At 52.5% G+C, this 18,987-nt stretch carries 11 protein-coding genes; 4 read left to right on the forward strand and 7 right to left on the reverse strand.

The window, feature by feature from the left end; translation table 11 throughout:
* Window positions 1-4: 4 nt before the first annotated feature.
* Window positions 5-6,166, reverse strand: a complete 6,162-nt coding sequence (locus tag ACQ9LF_RS01990) for a PAS domain S-box protein (RefSeq protein ID WP_462487684.1) — start codon at window positions 6,164-6,166, stop codon at window positions 5-7.
* A gap of 223 nt (window positions 6,167-6,389) precedes the next feature.
* Here ACQ9LF_RS01990 and ACQ9LF_RS01995 point away from each other — a divergent pair, with 223 nt between their 5' ends.
* Entirely contained in the window at window positions 6,390-7,217 is an 828-nt protein-coding gene (locus ACQ9LF_RS01995) for a M15 family metallopeptidase (RefSeq protein ID WP_462487685.1), read from the forward strand.
* A 6-nt stretch (window positions 7,218-7,223) separates the two neighbouring features.
* On the opposite strand, the gene acpS is transcribed toward ACQ9LF_RS01995, so the two are convergent.
* The 5 genes from acpS to galB form a co-directional block, all read right to left on the reverse strand.
* Complete coding sequence (gene acpS / locus ACQ9LF_RS02000) at window positions 7,224-7,625, reverse strand: holo-ACP synthase (protein WP_462487686.1); 402 nt, start codon at window positions 7,623-7,625, stop codon at window positions 7,224-7,226.
* Between the two features lie 15 nt (window positions 7,626-7,640).
* A complete protein-coding gene (locus ACQ9LF_RS02005; RefSeq protein ID WP_462487687.1) occupies window positions 7,641-8,783 on the reverse strand; it encodes a peptidylprolyl isomerase in 1,143 nt (380 codons plus the stop codon).
* 363 nt (window positions 8,784-9,146) lie between these two features.
* Window positions 9,147-9,431: a hypothetical protein gene (locus tag ACQ9LF_RS02010; RefSeq protein ID WP_462487688.1), complete on the reverse strand. Its 285-nt coding sequence runs from the start codon at window positions 9,429-9,431 to the stop codon at window positions 9,147-9,149.
* Between the two features lies 1 nt (window position 9,432).
* Entirely contained in the window at window positions 9,433-10,407 is a 975-nt protein-coding gene (locus ACQ9LF_RS02015) for an ATP-grasp domain-containing protein (protein ID WP_462487689.1), read from the reverse strand.
* Between the two features lie 148 nt (window positions 10,408-10,555).
* Window positions 10,556-13,276, reverse strand: a complete 2,721-nt coding sequence (gene galB / locus ACQ9LF_RS02020) for a beta-galactosidase GalB (RefSeq protein WP_462487718.1) — start codon at window positions 13,274-13,276, stop codon at window positions 10,556-10,558.
* A 404-nt stretch (window positions 13,277-13,680) separates the two neighbouring features.
* Here galB and araA point away from each other — a divergent pair, with 404 nt between their 5' ends.
* The 3 genes from araA (at window position 13,681) to ACQ9LF_RS02035 (ending at window position 18,000) form a co-directional block, all read left to right on the forward strand.
* Entirely contained in the window at window positions 13,681-15,177 is a 1,497-nt protein-coding gene (gene araA / locus ACQ9LF_RS02025; protein ID WP_462487690.1) for an L-arabinose isomerase, read from the forward strand.
* Between the two features lie 403 nt (window positions 15,178-15,580).
* The gene (locus tag ACQ9LF_RS02030) at window positions 15,581-16,708 is read left to right on the forward strand and encodes a KamA family radical SAM protein (RefSeq protein ID WP_462487691.1); all 1,128 of its coding nucleotides are present in this window, start codon (window positions 15,581-15,583) and stop codon (window positions 16,706-16,708) included.
* 59 nt (window positions 16,709-16,767) lie between these two features.
* Window positions 16,768-18,000, forward strand: a complete 1,233-nt coding sequence (locus ACQ9LF_RS02035) for a dicarboxylate/amino acid:cation symporter (protein WP_462487692.1) — start codon at window positions 16,768-16,770, stop codon at window positions 17,998-18,000.
* Here the strand turns inward: ACQ9LF_RS02035 and ACQ9LF_RS02040 are convergent.
* Window positions 17,987-18,883: an endonuclease/exonuclease/phosphatase family protein gene (locus ACQ9LF_RS02040; protein ID WP_462487693.1), complete on the reverse strand. Its 897-nt coding sequence runs from the start codon at window positions 18,881-18,883 to the stop codon at window positions 17,987-17,989. The two genes, ACQ9LF_RS02035 and ACQ9LF_RS02040, sit on opposite strands and share 14 nt — an antisense overlap.
* Between the last annotated feature and the right edge of the window lie 104 nt (window positions 18,884-18,987).

Raw genomic sequence — 18,987 nt, forward strand, 5'->3', positions numbered from 1 at the left:
CGGATTATCGCTGGATCACTGCAGGCAGTTCGACGATAAAGGCTGCCCCCTGGTCCGGGGAGGACTCAACATATATCTTGCCGTCCAGACGGTCCAAAATCCGACGGACGATTGTCAGCCCCAACCCCTCTCCCTTGACAGGGCCGGCCGGATTAAGACGGTGAAACACCTCAAAAATCTTGTCTGTCTGCTCGGCCGGAATTCCGATGCCGTTATCCTTAACCGTATATAGTACCCGATCGTCGGCGGATCGAGCAAATACTTCGATAACCGCCTTACGGCTGGGGTGACGGTATTTGATGGCATTGTCAATCAGATTGGAAAAGACCTGATTCAAATGTACCCAGTCCCCCATGCACCGCGGCAGTGGGTCCACATGAATCTCAATTTCATATTCGCGCATCTGGTACTGAACGGTCTTGAGAATGTTGGCCATCAGCCGGTTCATATCGATCGTTTCAATGTGCATCTGCATGGTACCGATGCGGGCAATCTGCAAAAGCCCGTTGACCAGAGCATCCATTTTGACTGTGCCGGCGGAGATAAAACCGATCGATTCAGGAATATCTTCATCCAGCAGACGTCGGATCACCCGGCTGTTTTTCTCACTGAGTGTTTCTCGCCCCAGCAGGACAGTCAGCTCACGGCAGCTTTTCTGCAGCTCGCCGGCAAAGCCCTGAATGTTGATTAACGGACTCCGCAAATCATGCGAGGCCACAAACACAATGTTTTCCAGCTCTTCATTTTTGGCCTGGATTTCTTTCATCAGCTTTTCGCTGGCCTGTTGGGCCTGAATGCGTTCTACCAGACGCCACATGCCTTCCATCAGCAGGGTCAATTGCTGCACGTCAGTCTGATCGTATTCCTCGGCTTTATTCGCCACACCGGCAACGACAACCACCCGTGAACCTACAATAACCGGGACATTCATATGTCGTACGAGCGGGATATGGCCCTGCGGCAAGCCTTTCTTAAACGGATTGTCGGCGGCATAATCGTTGGTGATGATGGGCTTGCGCTGGCGCAGGGCTTCTCCCCACAACCCCGTTTTGGCGACCTCATAGAAGATCGGCTTTTCCTCCATCCGACATTCCTGCAGGGCTTCCTTCGACCAGGAATAGATGGTCAGGACCGTCTGTTCTTCATTGACAAACGCCAGATATCCCACCTGGCTGCGGGTCAGGCGGACGGCCTCTTCGAGAGCAAAATCGCTTATTTCCTTGAGCGAAGCCTCGGTCATCTGGTTAAGCCGGAGCAACGCCTGCATCCGCTCGCTATTGAGCTGAATGGCATCCTCCGCCCGCTTGCGTTCGGTGATATCATCATACAAGACGACCACTTCGCCGGTCGGCAGCCGATAGCCATACCCTTCGCGCCAGGTGACAATCCGCTCATCCCGATAAAAAACCGTCGGCAGATGTTCAGACTGCCCGGTACGCCATATCCGCCGTACAAAATCCATCACCGGATGCTCTTCGATAGCCGGAAAGATCTCCCGCATCCTGCGACCGACCAATTGCTCCCGAGACCGTTTTTCAACCCGCTGGCAGGCGGGGTTGACATCCACCACCTCGAAATCATGGCCCTCATCAACCGCTCTCAATATCAATACGGCATTGCTCATCCGGGCAAACATTTCACGGAAGCGATATTCACTGTTGGCCAGATCGACCTGGGCTTCCAGACGCTGAATCTCAATGGCGGCCTGATTGGCAAAGATTTTCAGAATGGACTGCTGGTATTGGCTGTCTTCCAGAGGTTTGCGGAAAAACAAGCAGATCACGCCGATTAATTCGCCTTTGAGATTATGCAGCGGCATACCAAGATACGATCTAAATCCCTCCTGAATCAATGGATGATCGCCGGCGAGCACCTGGTCCAGAGAATTCAGTACACAAAGCCGGTCCTTGCTGAATACCGATTGTTCACACGGGGTACCTGCCAGGGAATAACTGAAATTCTGCACGGCCTGTCCATCTCTGAACGCCGCCAGGGTCTGGACCCGATAATTCGGTGCATCGTACAGACGCCCAATAATTGCCATATCGGCATTGAGCTGTGTGGCCAGATGCTCAACAAACACCCGGAACATATCCTGCCCCGTACAAGTGGAAACCGTCCGGATAAAGGAATCGATGGCCATCTGGTATCGTTTGCGATCACTGATGTCGTGAGCAAATGAACAATGGTATTCCTTGCCGTCATATTCGACATGATTGACGGATATTTCAACCGGAAAGACACGCCCATCCCGAGTCTTGTGATGCGATTCAAAGCGGGCGCTTCCCTTGTCTCGGAGCTGCTGCCAGTGCAGCCGGAATCGCTCCGGGTCAAAATTCGGGTCGATATCGAGCACGGACTTGGTCAACAATTCCTCACGCGAGTACCCTAATTCCTGACAGGCCGCATTATTCACATAGACCAGTTTGCCGTCAGACTCCATCCAATAAGCGGACTCTCCGACATGGTCCACCGCATACTGAATAAACTGCAGCAGCCGCTGGGACTCCATCCGCTGAAACTCCATGGAGATCTGATTGGCAAAAATGCGCAGCACAGATTCACAAAACCGTGTATCCCCAATAGGCTTGCGGAACAAAACCTTCAGCAGCCCTACCGGCCTCTGATGGGTATCCAGAATGGCTACCCCAATATATCCATGAATCCCAAAGGTCTTGAGCATCGTATCTTTGGGGTATAATTCGGATACTCCATCGGGAATCACACACAGCGTCTGGGTTCTGATTTGCTCACAGGGGGTATCTTCCAGCAGCCAGGTAAACGGTTCGACCAGTTCTCCCTGAGCCCAGATCGCAAGTCCCTCGACAAGCCCCTGCTCCAAATTCGTCAGCTTGCCGAGCATCACATAATCAGCCCCCAGCAGACCGGCAATCTGCCGAACAAAATCCTCCAGCATAGCCTTGCCGGCATGCGAGGCCACACTGCGAATAAAGGTATCAAGAGCCTCCTGATATTTCTTGCGGTCACTGATATCGCGGGCATAGGCACAAACCAGCTGACGCCCTTCGTATTCCATAAAGAACGAACTGATTTCCAGCGGCAGTGTCCGCCCATCCTTACAGCGATGAATCGTTTCCACATGGCGGGTACGCTGAACTTTAATCTCCTCCCAGAAAGAAGGCCAGTCCTCCGCTTGATAGCGGGCATCGATGTCTTCGATTTTCATCTTGAGCAGCTCGTCCCGGTTGTACCCCAGCAGCCTGCATGCCGCCTCATTGGCATAGACAATCTGTCGGTCCGGATTAAACCAGTAAATGGCATCGGCGGCATAATCGACCGTGCGCTGCGTCAATTCGAGCATCTGCTTGATCTTTTTGCGGACAGAAATATCGATAATCAGGCCTTCGAGGGCGACTACCTGGCCGGCATCGTTAAAGATGCCGCACCCCTGTTCCCAAACCCATTTGTCCTGTCCATCCCGGGTCCGAATCCGGTATTCAATCCGATAGACGCTGCGCTGAGCCATGGCTTTCTGAATTTCATCCCAGACAAACTGACGATCTTCCGGACAGATCACGTCATTCCAGGACAGCACTCCGCGTAGAAATTCTTCATCCGTATATCCGCTGAGTTCCTGACAGGCCTTGCTGATGAATTCAATTGTCCAGTTCGGATCATTTTTACAACGAAACGCAATGCCGGGCAGATTTCCCAACAGGGTGGACATCTGCCGCTGACTCTCCGCCAAGGCCATTTGCGTCTGCTTTATCTCGGTAATATTCACGACGCTGCCCAGCATGCCGATGACGCTGCCATCAGGACCCAGGTACGGATACACATTGACCATCGCATAGACAGTACAAGGATTATCCCGACCTTTGAGGAATTCAACCTGATGATTAAACACTGCATTGCCCTGTTCAAACACCACCGGCCAGAGCTGGTCGATATGCGATGCGACTGAGGGGACGATTTCCTGCACCGTATGCCCCAGATGCTTTTCCACGGGGACACCGTTGAGCTGGGCCAGATGACGATTGACTTTGACATAGCGTTTTTCTTTATCCAGCAAAAACAGCCCTACCGGTGCGGTCTGGAAAATACCATCCAGCAGCCGCTGATTTTCTTCCAGTTGACGCTGGGCGGCGATGCGTTCGGTAATATCCAGTGCCGTAAACGCTGAGCCTTTGGACAAATCCTGGGGATCCAGGGCCGCCGAATTCAGCAGCACATCCAGAATCCTGCCGTCTTTGGTTTTCCACTGGCTCTGAATCGAACCGATGCCGGTCAAACGAATCTGGGCATATTTTTCAGAACCGACCCGTTCATACTCTTCCTGCGTGGGATAAATCATCCGAGAGTTTTGCCCCAGCAATTCTTCCCGGGTATACCCCAGCATCCGGCAGATATAATCATTGACCTGAACAAATACGCGATTGATCACCACTCCGATTCCCACCGGAGCAGCCCGAAAGACACTGGCCAGGCGAGCTTCGGTCTCCGATAATTCCCGGCTGATTTGAACATAATCCGTAATATCCAGAGCTGCAAAGCTGATACCCTTGGTAATATCCTGCGGCTCAATCGGCGAGGCGGTCAGCAGCACGTCCACCCGATGACCGTTTTTGTGCTGAAATGTGGTCCGCACCACCCCCAGCCCCTCCGCCTCAATTTGTTTGTACCATTGGTCGCCAACACGCTGATATTCCGCATCGTCGGCATAAATCATGCGGGTATTTTGACCGATCAATTCTTCCGCCGTAAAGCCCAGCATCTGACAGAATCGTTCATTGACCTGGAGGAAGGTTCGATTGGCAACCAGACCCAAACCTGCCGGTGCAGCTCGAAACAGGCTGGCCAGCTGGGCTTCGGAACGGCGCAGCGCTGCCTGGGCCTGAATGCGTTCCGATACATCGGAAAACATCACCGCTAACCGGCCCGGGGCCGTCTGAAAGGCATAGACCTGGAAGGTACCCTGGATTACACCATTGCCATACGGCAGTTCCTCAATCCCCCAGGGAATGCCATTGGCGCAGATGCGGCGATACCGCTCCGGAATATCGGTCGTGGCCAGAGCCGGAAAAGCATCTTCCAAACGCTTGCCCAGCAGCGGACGAAGGTCGGTTTTCAGAATTTTTTCCGCCGCCGTGTTGGCCCCTCGGAGAATCAATCGCCCATCCTCTGTCAAATGATAAATCAGCACTCCCAGCGGACAAAATTCAATCACATGACGGTACTGCTCCTCGATATAATTTCGTTCCTGTTCAGCCTGCTCACGCCGATGCAGTTCGTTCTGCAGATCACGGGTACGACGACGGACCTGGCTGCGCAGGGACACATTTAAAAAGATAATGACGACAACCGAAACCAGCAGCCCTCCCAGAATCCACCATAAATAACGTAAATCCGCCGGCCAATCGATACGAATCCATTGATTGATCATCGCCTGTCGCTGATCCGGTCTGATCGCCGAAAGGCCTGCATTGAGAATCTCGCATAATTCCGGCATATCCTTGCGGACCATATAGCACAGGTGAAAATATAACCCCGTCGGCCCCGCCACACGCAGATTGTTTATCCCTTTGTCTTCAATAATATAACTGGCCCGGGACGGCTCAATGACCATGGCATCGGCCTCATAAAAAGACACCAGCAGCAGACCTTGCAGTTCATCTTTCACCGGGACCAGTTCAATGGAAGGATAAAGCCGTGCCAGATCCTCCTGCAGCGCTGCCCCCTGAACCGTCGCCACCTTTTTGCCAAACAAATCCTTCATACGAAGAGTGCCCTCGGTTTTGCGGGTGGTGACAATCATATTCTCGAATTCGAGATAGGGCTGCGTAAACAAAAAGGATTCTTCACGTCCAGGGGTCTTCTGGGCCGCATACACCACCTGAATTTTACCCTGCTGGGCCGCCTTCATCATCTCATCCCAGGTGGGAAAATACACCCATTCAAATGAATAGCCCAGTTGTTTTTCCACAGCCCGAATGAAATCAATACATAACCCGGATAAAGTGTGCGTTGCCGGATCGCAAAAGACCTGCGGCGGAATAGACGTAAATCCAATCCGCAGATTGGGATGGTCTGCCAGCCATTGTATTTGACGTGCTGTCAGTATCGGATTGACGGCCTGATTTGGCTCGGCTGCAAGCCATCCCGACAATAACCCCGCCAGGCTCAGCACAACCCATAACCCTGTCATTCTTCTCCGCCTCATAATCCCTTCCATTTTCACCTGATTCGATACCAAGTATCTCTTTTTATCCAGCCTTCGTATGTATTGTAATTTTATTTGATGTAATTGTAAATCCGATTTGCGGATTTCTTCGATACAAAACCGTGGAATAACTTGACAAGCCATGGGTTTGATGTAATGTCAAGATTCGGATATCCAGAAGCGCATTTATCGTTTATTCGGAGTCATCATGCGGACACGGTTGATTTATGCAGTGGCCCTGTGGGCAGGCCTCATTGCCTGTTCCAGCTGTTCAACCTCCAATCCTAAACAGGTCAAGGCCAGTCACAATTTCAGCCGCAAAGCAGATAGTATTAACCTGGAGAAGCTATCTTATACGGATCAAGTGATGGTCAAGTCGGTTCTGGAAAGCCTGGACCCCATGATTCATAAGCGAAGACAGCAGCAGACTTTAGCCTGGCTGACATGGGAGGATTTATATGCCCCGCTGAATGAAAACCAGCGGCTTTTTCTCAGGGCATTTGCAGCTATCGACCCAAATCGCCTGAATATAGACGCACCGCATCAGGACATTCAGGATTTCCCGCATGATTTAGTAAAAATCGAAAGCCAAACACTGTCAGTTGCTCCTGGCCAGTCTTATATTACTCAGCCTCAATTTTTACCCAAAGATGTCTATATTGCCTATATTAATATGACAAAGGCTATGCAGCAGGATATAGGAAAGACATTATACATTGCTTCAGGATACCGGAGTCCCGCCTATCAGCTCTATTTATTCCTGTTCTATCTCAAGAATCATGAGTATTCGATCCTCGAAACCTCCCGTTTTGTCGCCTGGCCGGGATTCAGCGAACATGGCAATCCCCGTCGCCAAGCGATTGACTTTGTTAATCAACAGGGAATAGATGGTCAGGACAATCCCGCCGAATTTGAGGCATTGGAAGAATATCGCTGGCTTCTGGAGCATGCCGGACAGTTCGGATTCGAGCTTTCCTACCCCAAAGGCGGCAAGATGGCATTTGAACCCTGGCACTGGCGTTATCGGGGACAATAACAGAAATTACGTCTGGTTCTGCTGGACCTGTGCTAACGCTACTGCTGAGGCAATCGCAAATTGCGAGGTATGGGTAATGCTCAGGGTAATCTGCTCGATGCCATCACGGTCGGCCAGTTCCTTAAGCCTGCCGGAGATCGTCACAACCGGCCGTCCCAGTGCGTTATTCACGACCTCGACATCCGTCCAGGCAATTCCATCCCGCCAGCCGGTGCCAACCAGCTTCATCACCGCCTCTTTTGCCGCAAACCGGCCGGACAGCTTTTCAATACGGTTTTTCACGGCATCGGCATCCGCTAACTCTCTGGCGGTAAAGACGCGGCGAAGAAAATGCTCCCCGTGGCGGCCCAGCATCTGTTCAATCCGTCCGAAATCCACCAGGTCAATCCCATGTGCAATGATTTTCATTGTCCCACCACCCCGTTATGGATTGGGTTTCCACATGGCATAGGCCTCGATAACACAGTAATCCAGAAACTGTTCCATCTGAAGCACATTAGCCTGCCCCATCAGCCGTTCCACCAGTTTGGAATATTGTTCTTTGCGGAACTCAAACTGAAACTGCTGCTCGATGGCGTCCTGGACTTCTTCAAACGTTTTGCATCCGGGGTCTTTGCGGCTTTCCAGCTTCAAGATAAACAGATGCCCCTCCGATGTCAGCGGGCCAGCAACCTGCCCCGGCTCCATGGTCAGGGCCTTTTGCTCAAGAATGGCATAGGTATCCGGCAGTGACCCGGCACCAATGGTAATGGGCCGACACAGCCCCCCCGCCGAGGCCAGCGGCCCCTGGGAGTACTGCTCGGCCAGGGTTCCAAAATCCTCACCGGCTCGAATTTTATCCATCAGCTCCACCGACAACCGCACTGCTGCGGTTTCGGCGGTCTGGCCTTCCCCAATCAGCTCTGCGGGCAATTGGGCCGGAATCAGATCGATCACCCGAAACTGCACGGTCCCCTCCCAGCAGAACTGGTCCTGCCGATGTTTGTTATAATAGTCCACCAGCTCACTGTGAGCAATCGGGCGTTTCTCGGTAAATTCCTTGGACAAATAGGACTGAGTTAAAATCAGCCGCCGCTGAAAATCACGAAATGTCTTCCAGTCATAGCCCATGGCCCGCAAGGCATTTTCCGCCAAAGCACGGTTGTTATCATACGAAAGCAAAAACCGCTTCAATTCGCTTTCCACCGCCTTATCAAGAGCATCATCAATATTTTCCGGCGCCTTTTTCCTGGCTTCCGCATACAGCAGAATATCCGTAACCCGGCTGCGGAGCGTTTCGCGAAAGGCCGGACGAGCCGCCTGCTTAAACGCCGCAAAACTGCCCTGGGCAGCCAGCGGTTTATACTGCTGCTCCAGAAGCACCGTTAAATCCTTAACCGTCACCGTTTCCGACGCGACATTGAATGTCATTCCGCCGGTGGGGGCTGGCAAATCATAACGGTTGGGAAAAGGAATTGTTTTCATCTGTTCGGGCGTATATTTACCCTGGGGAATTTTGTCTCCGCATCCCGATACCATAAACGCCAGAATCGCCACTCCAATGCCTATCCAGACAATATCACGCATAATTATCCTTAATTTACCTTTTATCGTTGGCCATTTCGGCCAAACGGGACCTGTATCACGATATACAGCCCCACATCTTATATCTGATGTACAGCCGCCACGTCCAGCAACAGCATTATCACCGCGGCTGCGTACGGTAACGTTACCCTTTGGGTACGCGTGGCATCAAAGCAGCCTATGGCCACCGCGGAATAATGATACAACAGGGGGTATTATAGACGCAATGGCTCTTAAACTCAATGCCTGCTTTTGAGTATTTTTGGGGAGTGAAAAAGTTGAGATATATAAGGGGGGGCTCTAAACTTTGCGTTCCAGCGGCAAAAAGAGTCCCGGGTCGGCCAAAATGAATGATGAGAGGAACTCTTAATAGGTAAATAAATCCCGCAGCTTGTATGCCTGCTGGGCGGCATCATTCAGAGCATAAAGCACTTTGAATTGGACCCGGCGGGACAGCTTGCGTCCCTTGCACGCACGGGAAACCATCTTGTGGGTCAATTGCAGTTTCGATGCCGCCACAAGGTCATGGGGCTTAAGTTTGTGTTTTTCCATCAGAACCGCTACCGGCTGCGGCCCCATCTGGCGTTCGGACAAAGTATCCGGTTCTGAGTCCTCATCGAGATTATCAATCGGGTCGTTATCCTGTATCATATTACCCCTGCATCCCATTCCAGTCGGGACGAATAATTTCATCCTGTTTAAGCATATACACCCCCTCCGGGCATGAGCCAATATCCGGTGTCAGCGATTTGCCTTCACGCATCGCAATCAGCTTGCCGCAGAAATCCGCCCCGGCCAGATGCGAACAGGGATACCCCCCGCCAAAGCGAGGATTAATCTCCAGCAATTGCGGCCCCTCCGAGGTCAATATCACATCTGCATCCGCCGGCCCGAACAAATGCATCGCAGCCAGCAACCGACTGCCAAATTCAATCATTACCGGATTACTGGTCGTCACGGCTTTATCCGTCTCCCCGGCCCGCATCGCCAGCTTCTTTTTGCAGTACACACTCACCGGACGGTACTGCTGGTCACCAAACAAATCGTACCCATACTCCGGTCCTTCGGCATATTGTTGGATCATCGGGTCCGCACAGCCGTCATAAGCCCCGCAAAGCTGCACTTCATCACTGCAATAGGTAATATCAAACGAGGCACTGCCCTTGCGAGGCTTGACCACCAGCGGCCAGCGCAATCGGCCCGCCTGAAGATCATCAAGGGCCTCCTGGACCGTCAACACCGATCGCGGCATGGCAATGCCATGCTGCTGAGCAAATTCCCAGGTACGGTATTTGTCAAATGCCATCGCAATGGTGTCCATCGGCGAGACCACCACCATGATTCCATTTTGATGAAATACATCGCGTTTGGCAGCAAGGACTTCCAGTTCCGGATCGATTAACGGGATTACCATATCGATGTGATTATTCTTACACAGGCTCAGCAGCTTTTCACAATAGGTCGAATCGTTGACACTGGGCAGAATCTCACGTTTGTCACAATAGGCAAACCCCGGGGCATAAGGGCTTGAATCCACGCCCCAGACCTGCCCATCCGACCCTATTGCCTCTTTGAAATATCGGACTAAATAACCTCGCCGACCCACACTCGACAACAAAATACGCATTTTGCTCCTGTAGCTGTGTTTCAACACTTCAGTCTATATCATTACATAAAAAACACCGATTTGCAACTGCTCTCCAGACATTTTCTGCCTATTTTTTTGTATACCCCTGTTGTACCTAATATAGTATCGTCTGCCCACACCTTCCCCATTATCGCGTTTTTTCGAATTGACTCTGCAGTGTTAGACAGGCTCCCTGGAGCAGCTCGGATTCGGCTTGAACCTCAATAATCCCCGACTGACCTGATATTCCACGGACAATCACTAAACAAAAGCCGTTAAAGGCCCGTCGCTGATGTGATGGGAACGCCACCATGTTCGTCGGATCGCCATTGTCCGTCGCAACAAGGATACCAGGGCCCTTAACTGTAAACGCCAGCAGATTATCGGCCCGTGGGACAACAATACCTTGCGAATCCACAATCTTGGCCGTGATAAAACAGAGGTCTTCTCCATTGGCCTGAATCACACTGCGATCCGGTACCAGTTCAATCCGAACAGGTTGTCCGGCGGTATTTACCTCATCTGTGGCCCAGAGCCTGCCGTTTTTATAGGCACGCACACTCAACTGTCCCGGCTGATACACCACATCGTCCCATCGCAAACGGTACTGGTATGGGCCCTTTTTCTTGCGCCCCAGCGACACCCCATTGAGAAACAATTCCGCCTCATCCCCAGAAGTAAAAACATGCACGGGAGTCACTTGGCCAACCCGTTCCGGCCATGTCCAATGCGGCAGGATATGCGCCATCGGCAACTCCGGCCGCCAATACGACTGGTACAGGTAAAAACGATCTTTCTTGAAGCCGGCAAGGTCAATCATCCCAAAATACGAACTGCGGGACGAATAATAGGGTGTCGGCTCGCCCAGATAGTCCCAGCCGCTCCAGACAAAACCGCCGGCAACATACGGATGCTGATCCAGCGAGGCAAACACTTTATCCGCCGAGGACCCGAAATCGGCTGTGTACAGTTCATAGGCACTGACATATCGATTTTGGGAGTCCCCGCCAAAACCGTCTTTAACCGGGGCGCTAATTCCATCCGTGACTGGAAACAGATACGTCCCCCGACTGCTCAGGGCCGCGGCATTTTCGCTGCTGAAGATCACCTTGTCGGGAAACGTGGTATGAAATGCCGCATAAAGCGGCGGAGTCCGAATCCCCTGCAGACCGGCATAGGCCGGGGCATTGCGGATACCTTCACCCTGATAATTCAGGCTGATCAGGTCCACCACCGCAGGCAGGGGCATATCCGGCTTGGCATAATTCATCGACACCGTCGTGGGACGAGTGGGGTCTTCCTCTCGGATGAGATCATGCAGCCGCTTTGCCACCGCAGCCCCCTCCCTGCCGGTGTACTGTTCGCCCACTTCATTGCCGAAACTCCACATGATCACACAGGGATGATTACGGTCGCGTCGGATAAATGCCCGCACATCCTGTTCATGCCAGTCTGGAAAAATCAGATGCGAATCCAGCGGCGTTTTCTTGCGTTCCCAGACATCAAAAATCTCATCAACCACCAGGAATCCCATTTTGTCGGTCAATTCAAGCAGTTCCGGAGCGGGTGGATTATGGGCCATACGAATCGCATTGCAGCCGGCCTCTCGAAGCATTTCAAGCTGACGCTGTGCCGCACGCACATTAAACGCCGCCCCCAGAGGACCAAGATCATGGTGCTGGTTGGCTCCCTTGATGGTAATTCGTTCGCCGTTGACATAAATACCAGAATTGGCATCAAACCGCACCGAGCGAATGCCAAAATGAGTTTCGTATTGATCCAGCAGTCGTTTTTGTTGAACAACACGGGTCACCGCTGCATAAAGGTTGGGTTTCTGTGTCGGAGGCGGCCCCCACAAGAGAGGATTGTCCAGAGTCACAGACCCTTTGACCCTGGCACTTGAGCCCGGCTCGATATGAACCTTTGCAGGAGGTATTGCAGCAACGGAAGCGCCTTTCTTTTTGCCATCGGCATCCAACACATAAATATCCGTGGCTACGACAATCTCCGCCTTGGCTTTGGAGTCGTTATCGATCTCCACGTCCAGTTCAATCACAGCCGAAGAACTGGAGACCCTCGGCGTTGTCAGATACGTCCCCCACTGCCCCACATGGATGGGGCTGGTTTTGGTCAGCCAGACATTGCGGTAAATCCCGCCTCCCGGATACCAGCGCGATGAATAAGGCGGATTGTCCAGACGAATCGCCAACTGATTCTCTCCGCCCGGCACCACATACCCTGTCAGGTCAACACGCCATGAGGCATAGCCATACGGCCAGCCGCCCGCCAGTTTGCCGTTGATCCAGACCATGGCATACGACATCGCACCATCAACATCCAAAAAAATGCTCTTGCCTGCATCAGAGGCCGGGATGTCAATCTTCCTGCGATACCATCCCACGCCCGGACTGGGCAGCCGCCCCATGCCGCCGCCTACACGGGCATCCTCTCCTTCCAAAAAAGGCCCCTGAATCGCCCAGTCATGCGGCAAATTCACGCGTTCCCAGGAACGGTCATCAAAGTCCCCCTGCACAAACGGACAATCGCTGCCGGGGTTGCCGTCGGGACGAACGTAGCGACGCGAAGAGTCTTTCATAAATCGGTTGCCGGTGGGCATAATCCAGGGTTTAAGAACCATCTGCCTGGCTTCCACCTTTACCGCCTCGGTGGGCATGGCGTCAGCAGGCACAACATCGTTTCTGTCGTTCACTTCCGGACGTACATCATACAGTAATTGGCCGGCATATTGAGCCGGATCGCCCAGATGGAATCGCCAATCGGCATTGAGGCGAATCCGTTCCCTCACAGGGGCCTGTCCGGCACACGAAGTTAATCCCCCCACAAGAAGAAAGACAGCCACCCAAGACAGGCTTATCCCCCAACGTTTTAATCCAGAACAGATACAGGCATTCTTTCCCAATACAGTGCGTTGCCCGACGACAAGGCCCCAGGCTGTTTGTCTTGGCCCTTGAAAGCCAATATCCGGAATTACTCTATCCATTACAAATCCTTTCTATGACAGACCTCTCTGTTCCCTGAAGGCACCCCAAAAAACCTTTTTCGCTCCGATAATATCTTAAATATTGCCAGGCAGCCTCTTATTACACCTGACATGACGAAGCCATTCTACTCATAAACCACAGTCTTGCCACTTTTTTTGCGGATGCGAAGGCATTTCAAACTTTTGCCTTGCTTTAGGGGCTTTTTGTATCTATACTACACTGTACTGTATATATAGATAACTATAGTCCACTATTAAACAAGGAGTCACAAATGATCTCCAGCCTCAAGCAATTCGAAGTCTGGTTCGTCACCGGAAGCCAGCACCTTTATGGTCCTGAAACTCTTAAACAAGTTGCCGAAAATTCGAAGAAAATCGCCGCCGCTCTGGGCAATGCCGCCGCGATTCCCTGCAAAGTGGTCTTTAAGCCCGTTTTGACCGGTCCACAGGAAATTTATAATCTGTGCATCGAAGCCAACACCGCACCCAACTGCGTCGGTCTGATTACCTGGATGCACACCTTCTCGCCGGCCAAGATGTGGATTTCCGGCCTGAAGAATCTGCAGAAACCATTCCTGCATTTGCATACCCAGTTTAACCGCGACCTGCCCTGGTCAAGCATTGATATGGATTTCATGAATCTCAACCAGGCCGCCCACGGTGACCGCGAATTTGGCTTTATCTGCACTCGGATGCGTCTGAACCGCAAGGTTGTCGTCGGCCACTGGCAGGACAAAGAAGTGCAGGAACGCATCGGCATCTGGATGCGTGCCGCCTGTGCCTGGTACGACATGCAGGGAATGAAAGTCGCCCGATTTGGCGACAACATGCGTGAAGTGGCCGTCACCGAAGGCGACAAGGTCGAAGCCCAGAAGCAGTTTGGCTATTCAGTCAATGGGTATGGTGTCGGCGATCTCGTTGCCGTAATCAAGAAAGTCAAAGACTCTGAAATCGACGACCTGATTAATCAATACAAAAAAGAGTACAAGATGAAGGTTGGAGCCTCCAAAGTCGACAGCCTCCGCGAAGCCGCCCGCATCGAAGCTGGTATGCGGAACTTCCTCGAAAAAGGCGGATTCAAAGCGTTCACGACCACCTTCGAAGACTTGCACGGCCTGCAGCAGCTGCCGGGCCTGGCAGTCCAGCGGCTCATGGCTGACGGCTACGGTTTTGGCGCTGAAGGCGACTGGAAGACCGCGGCTCTGGTGCGTGCCATGAAAGTCATGGCAGTCGGCCTCAAGGGCGGCACATCCTTCATGGAAGACTATACCTATCACCTTGACCCCAAAGGCCAGAAGGTGCTCGGTGCTCACATGCTGGAAGTCTGTTCTTCGATTGCTGACGGCAAGCCGTCTTTGGAAGTGCATCCGCTGGGCATCGGCGGCAAGGCCGACCCGGTACGTGTGGTCTTTAATGTCCCCTCCGGCAACGGTCTGAACGCCTCACTGATCGATATGGGCAACCGTTTCCGCCTGATTGTCAACACTGTGAAGGTTGTCAAGCCCAATGCTCCGCTGCCCAAACTGCCGGTCGCTCGCGTGGTCTGGGTTCCCATGCCCAACCTCAAAGTCGGTGCGGCAGCCTGGATTTATGCCGGCGGCGCTCACCACACCAGCTTCTCGATGGCACTCACCCAGGAATATCTCGAAGACTTCGCCAAGATGGCCGATATCGAATACGTGCTGATCGATGAAAACACCTGCCTGAGCCATCTGCAGAAAGAACTGCGTTTCAACGAAATGTATTACGCGATGGCCAAAGGCTTCTAAATCGAAAAACAAATTCAGCTGCATATAAAGCCTTGTGAATTGTGTCACAAGGCTTTTTTATGCGCACAACAAGACCGGCTTTACCCCTTTTCAAAAAGGGGGTTGAAGGTCTCGTATAGCATTATTCCGGCACATAAAATAAAAAAATTAATTCGCGAACTTTCCGGCCCGCACAGGGTATAAAACACAGGGAGATAATATAAACACCCCAAAAAGGTGTAACCTGGCGGCAGCCAGGAAGGTCTTACATTCGCCTCGCGTGAAAACCGGACCGGATTCCGGATAGGCTTTATGCCGCTTAAATAAATAATGATCATTCATAGCTGTGCCGCAGTGCTGGCTTTGTCGTTCGTAAGTAAATCGTAAACCATAATTAAACAGCCTTAAGAGAGAGGACACTGCCATGAAAACAAACTATATTACCAGCCTTGATGATATCATTCAGCTCAATCATGCCCAGCGCAATGCCCTCGCCAAAGTGACTGAACATTTTGATTTTCGGGCTACAGACTATTATCTGTCTTTGATTGACTGGTCTGATCCCAATGACCCGATACGCCGATTGATTATTCCAAGCATCGAAGAACTTGACGGCACTGGACATATGGATCCATCCAATGAACAGGCTTATACGATTATGCCGGGACTGGAACACAAATACCATTCCACAGCCCTGCTGCTGGTCTGCGATATCTGTGCGGGAATTTGCCGCTACTGTTTCCGTAAGCGGCTGTTCCTGAATCCCCGGCAGGAAACACTGCAGGATATTGCCGGTGCAATGGATTATATCCGCTCGCATCCGGAAATCACCAATGTACTGCTAACCGGCGGCGACCCGCTGATTCTCAGCGCCGGACGGCTGGATAAGATTCTCTACAGTCTGCGCGATATCGAACACGTTCAGATTATTCGCATCGGGACACGTATGGCAGCGTTTAATCCATTCCGCATCCTCAACGACCCGGAGCTGCTGAATGTGCTGGCCAAACACAGCACGCCGGAGAAACGCATTTATATTATGAACCATTTCAGCCATCCGCGAGAATTGACCGCTCCGGCCATTCACGCCATCGACCAGTTGCTTCAGGCCGGTGTCGTACTGACCAATCAATGCCCGCTGATTCGCGGTGTCAATGACAATCCCGACACGCTGGCGGAATTATGGCGGAAACTGTCGTTTATTGGAGCGGTGCCCTATTACCTGTTCCAGTGCCGTCCGGCCCTGGGCAACAGTGCCTACACAGTGCCCATCGAAGAAGGCTATTCCATCGTCGAACAGGCCAAGAGCAAGGTTTCCGGCCTGGCCAAACGGGCACGATATGTTATGTCCCATGCGACCGGCAAAATTGAAATCCTCGGCCTGACTGAAGGCGAAATAATCTTCCGCTATCACCGGGCCGCTGACGATGCCGACAGCGGACGGATCCTGGTCTTTAAACGCAATCCGGATGCCCGATGGCTGGAGGACTACAGCAATCCCATCCTGGATTACCCGGCCGAAAAACCTGCCGGCCTGCAGGAAACAGATTAATCGGCCCCCAATTCCTCATAAACTGAACTTTTTACCGCCGGATTGCCGACAATAGTGAGATGGCATTCAAGACTGTTCTCAGACAATGGCGGTTTACACTGATATTGATCGGCTCCGTCGCAGCCGGTGCGGTCATTGGCAAGATGACCGGCCCGCGCGCCGAGTGCCTCAAACCCTTTGGGGATATTTTCTTAAACCTGCTCTATACGGCGGTTGTCCCACTGGTATTTTTCTCGCTGGCATCAGTGGTCGCAGGCAGTGCCAACCTCCGCAGGCTCGGACGCATTGCTGCCTGGATGCTGCTGATTTTTGCCATCACCGGTCTGATTTCAGCATCGCTGATGATTACCGCAGTCAAGATGTGTAAGCCCACAGAACAGTTAACCCTTCAGCTCGAACAGACCACCCAGGAAGAATTCAAGCCATTCGCTCAACAGCTTGTGGATACCTTTACCGTCTCTGATTTTCAGCAGCTCCTGACCCGCAAAAACATGCTGGCCCTGATTGTCTTTGCCCTGCTGACCGGCCTGGCCTCACAGGCCGCCGGCGATAAGGGCAAACCGTTCCGGGAGTTTCTGGTAGCCGGTGCCTGCGTGATGGGCCAGCTTATCAAGCTGATTATGCTGTATGCCCCAATCGGGCTGGCAGCTTATTTTGCGCATCTGGTAGGGGTATTTGGGCCCAAACTGCTTGGTACGTATGCCCGTGCAGCTATTCTGTATTACCCGCTATCGATGGGCTACTTCGTGATAGGCTTTACCCTATATGCATTTCTTGCAGCAGGCAAGACCGGCGTCCGGAAATTTTGGACCCACATCCCCCCGGCAGCCCTTACCGCCTGGGGCACAGGCAGCAGTCTGGCCGCCCTGCCGGCCAATCTGGAATCGGCCCGGCGTATCGGCGTACCCGAAGATATCCGGGATATCGTTCTGCCGCTGGGGGCCACCATCCACATGGACGGCTCTTGTCTGGCAGCAATCCTGAAAATCGCGGTCTTGTTTGCCCTGTTTGGACGGGATTTTTCGGGTCTGGAAACCTATGCCACCGCAGCAGGCATCGCCCTGCTGACCGGGACTGTCATGAGCGGCATCACCGGCGGTGGCTTTCTCGGAGAAATGCTGATTGTCACCCTGTACGGCTTCGGCCCGGAGGCCCTGCCGATTATTTCAATGCTGGGTCTCCTGGTGGATCCGCCGGCCACAATGGTCAATGTCGCCGGCGATACCGTCGCAGCCATGCTGGTCACGCGAATTGTCGAAGGTAAACCGGGGTCTTCTCTTACATCAGCTTAAGACGGGCCATCACGGGGAAATGATCGGAGGTCACACGCCCTTCCACCAGCTCCGTCAGAATCTGTGCATCCAGAATCATCGTTTCGGGTGCCGTCAGGATATAATCTATCCTCGCTCCATCGGTAGTGCCCTTAAAGTCATGAAAAGTGCCCAGCTTCGCCTGGTCGGGATTGGCCGCGGCCAGCACATCCACCATCGGCTGCGGCGTTTTGCGATCCGATAATCCAAGCAGATACAGAATTTCCGGACTGTCCGGAACCGCATTAAAATCCCCCGTCACCACAAACGGCTCGGCATGTTCCCGCGCAGCAACCTTGCGGCTGAGCAATTCTGTGCTTTTGACGCGGGACGGAGCCGACTGGTGATCGATATGGAGATTAAAGGCATACAGCCCTTTGCCGGTCTTCTTGTCGATTAGACGAGCCCACGTACAAATTCGCGGCAGCTTGTTGCCCCAGTGCATGGAGCCGACGACCCACGGTGAATTGGAAAACCAAAACGTACCGGAATCGGCCACAGTAAAGCGGTCTTTACGATACAAAATAGGGCTGTATTCACCGGCTTTTTTGCCATCATCCCGGCCTACACCGACAAAGTCATAACCCGGTACAGCCTTGAGAATCTCACGAATCTGGAAATCCAGTGCTTCCTGCAGGCCCAGCACATCCGGCGCCGTCTGTTTGATTTGCGTAAACAGGGCCTCTCGGCGAAGCTGCCAGTGATTTTCCCCATCGTTGGCCGATCCATAACGAATATTAAAAGTCATCACCACCACATTCGGATCATGGTCGGTCTGGCCGGTCGAATGAGCCATCCGGCACCCAACAATCAGCAATCCCATCCAACAGACGCAAATCGACACTATCCATTTTTCCAGACGCATCGCATTCCCTTTCCTAAATATGCTGCGATTTCTCTGGTCCCCAAAATCCATAAGGGGCGATAAAGCACCTCCGCAGCCAAGGACAATAATTGAGATTCAAAACA

The organism is Anaeroglomus insulsum (assembly GCF_050689095.1).
Classification (GTDB): domain Bacteria; phylum Planctomycetota; class Phycisphaerae; order Sedimentisphaerales; family Anaerohalosphaeraceae; genus Anaeroglomus; species Anaeroglomus insulsum.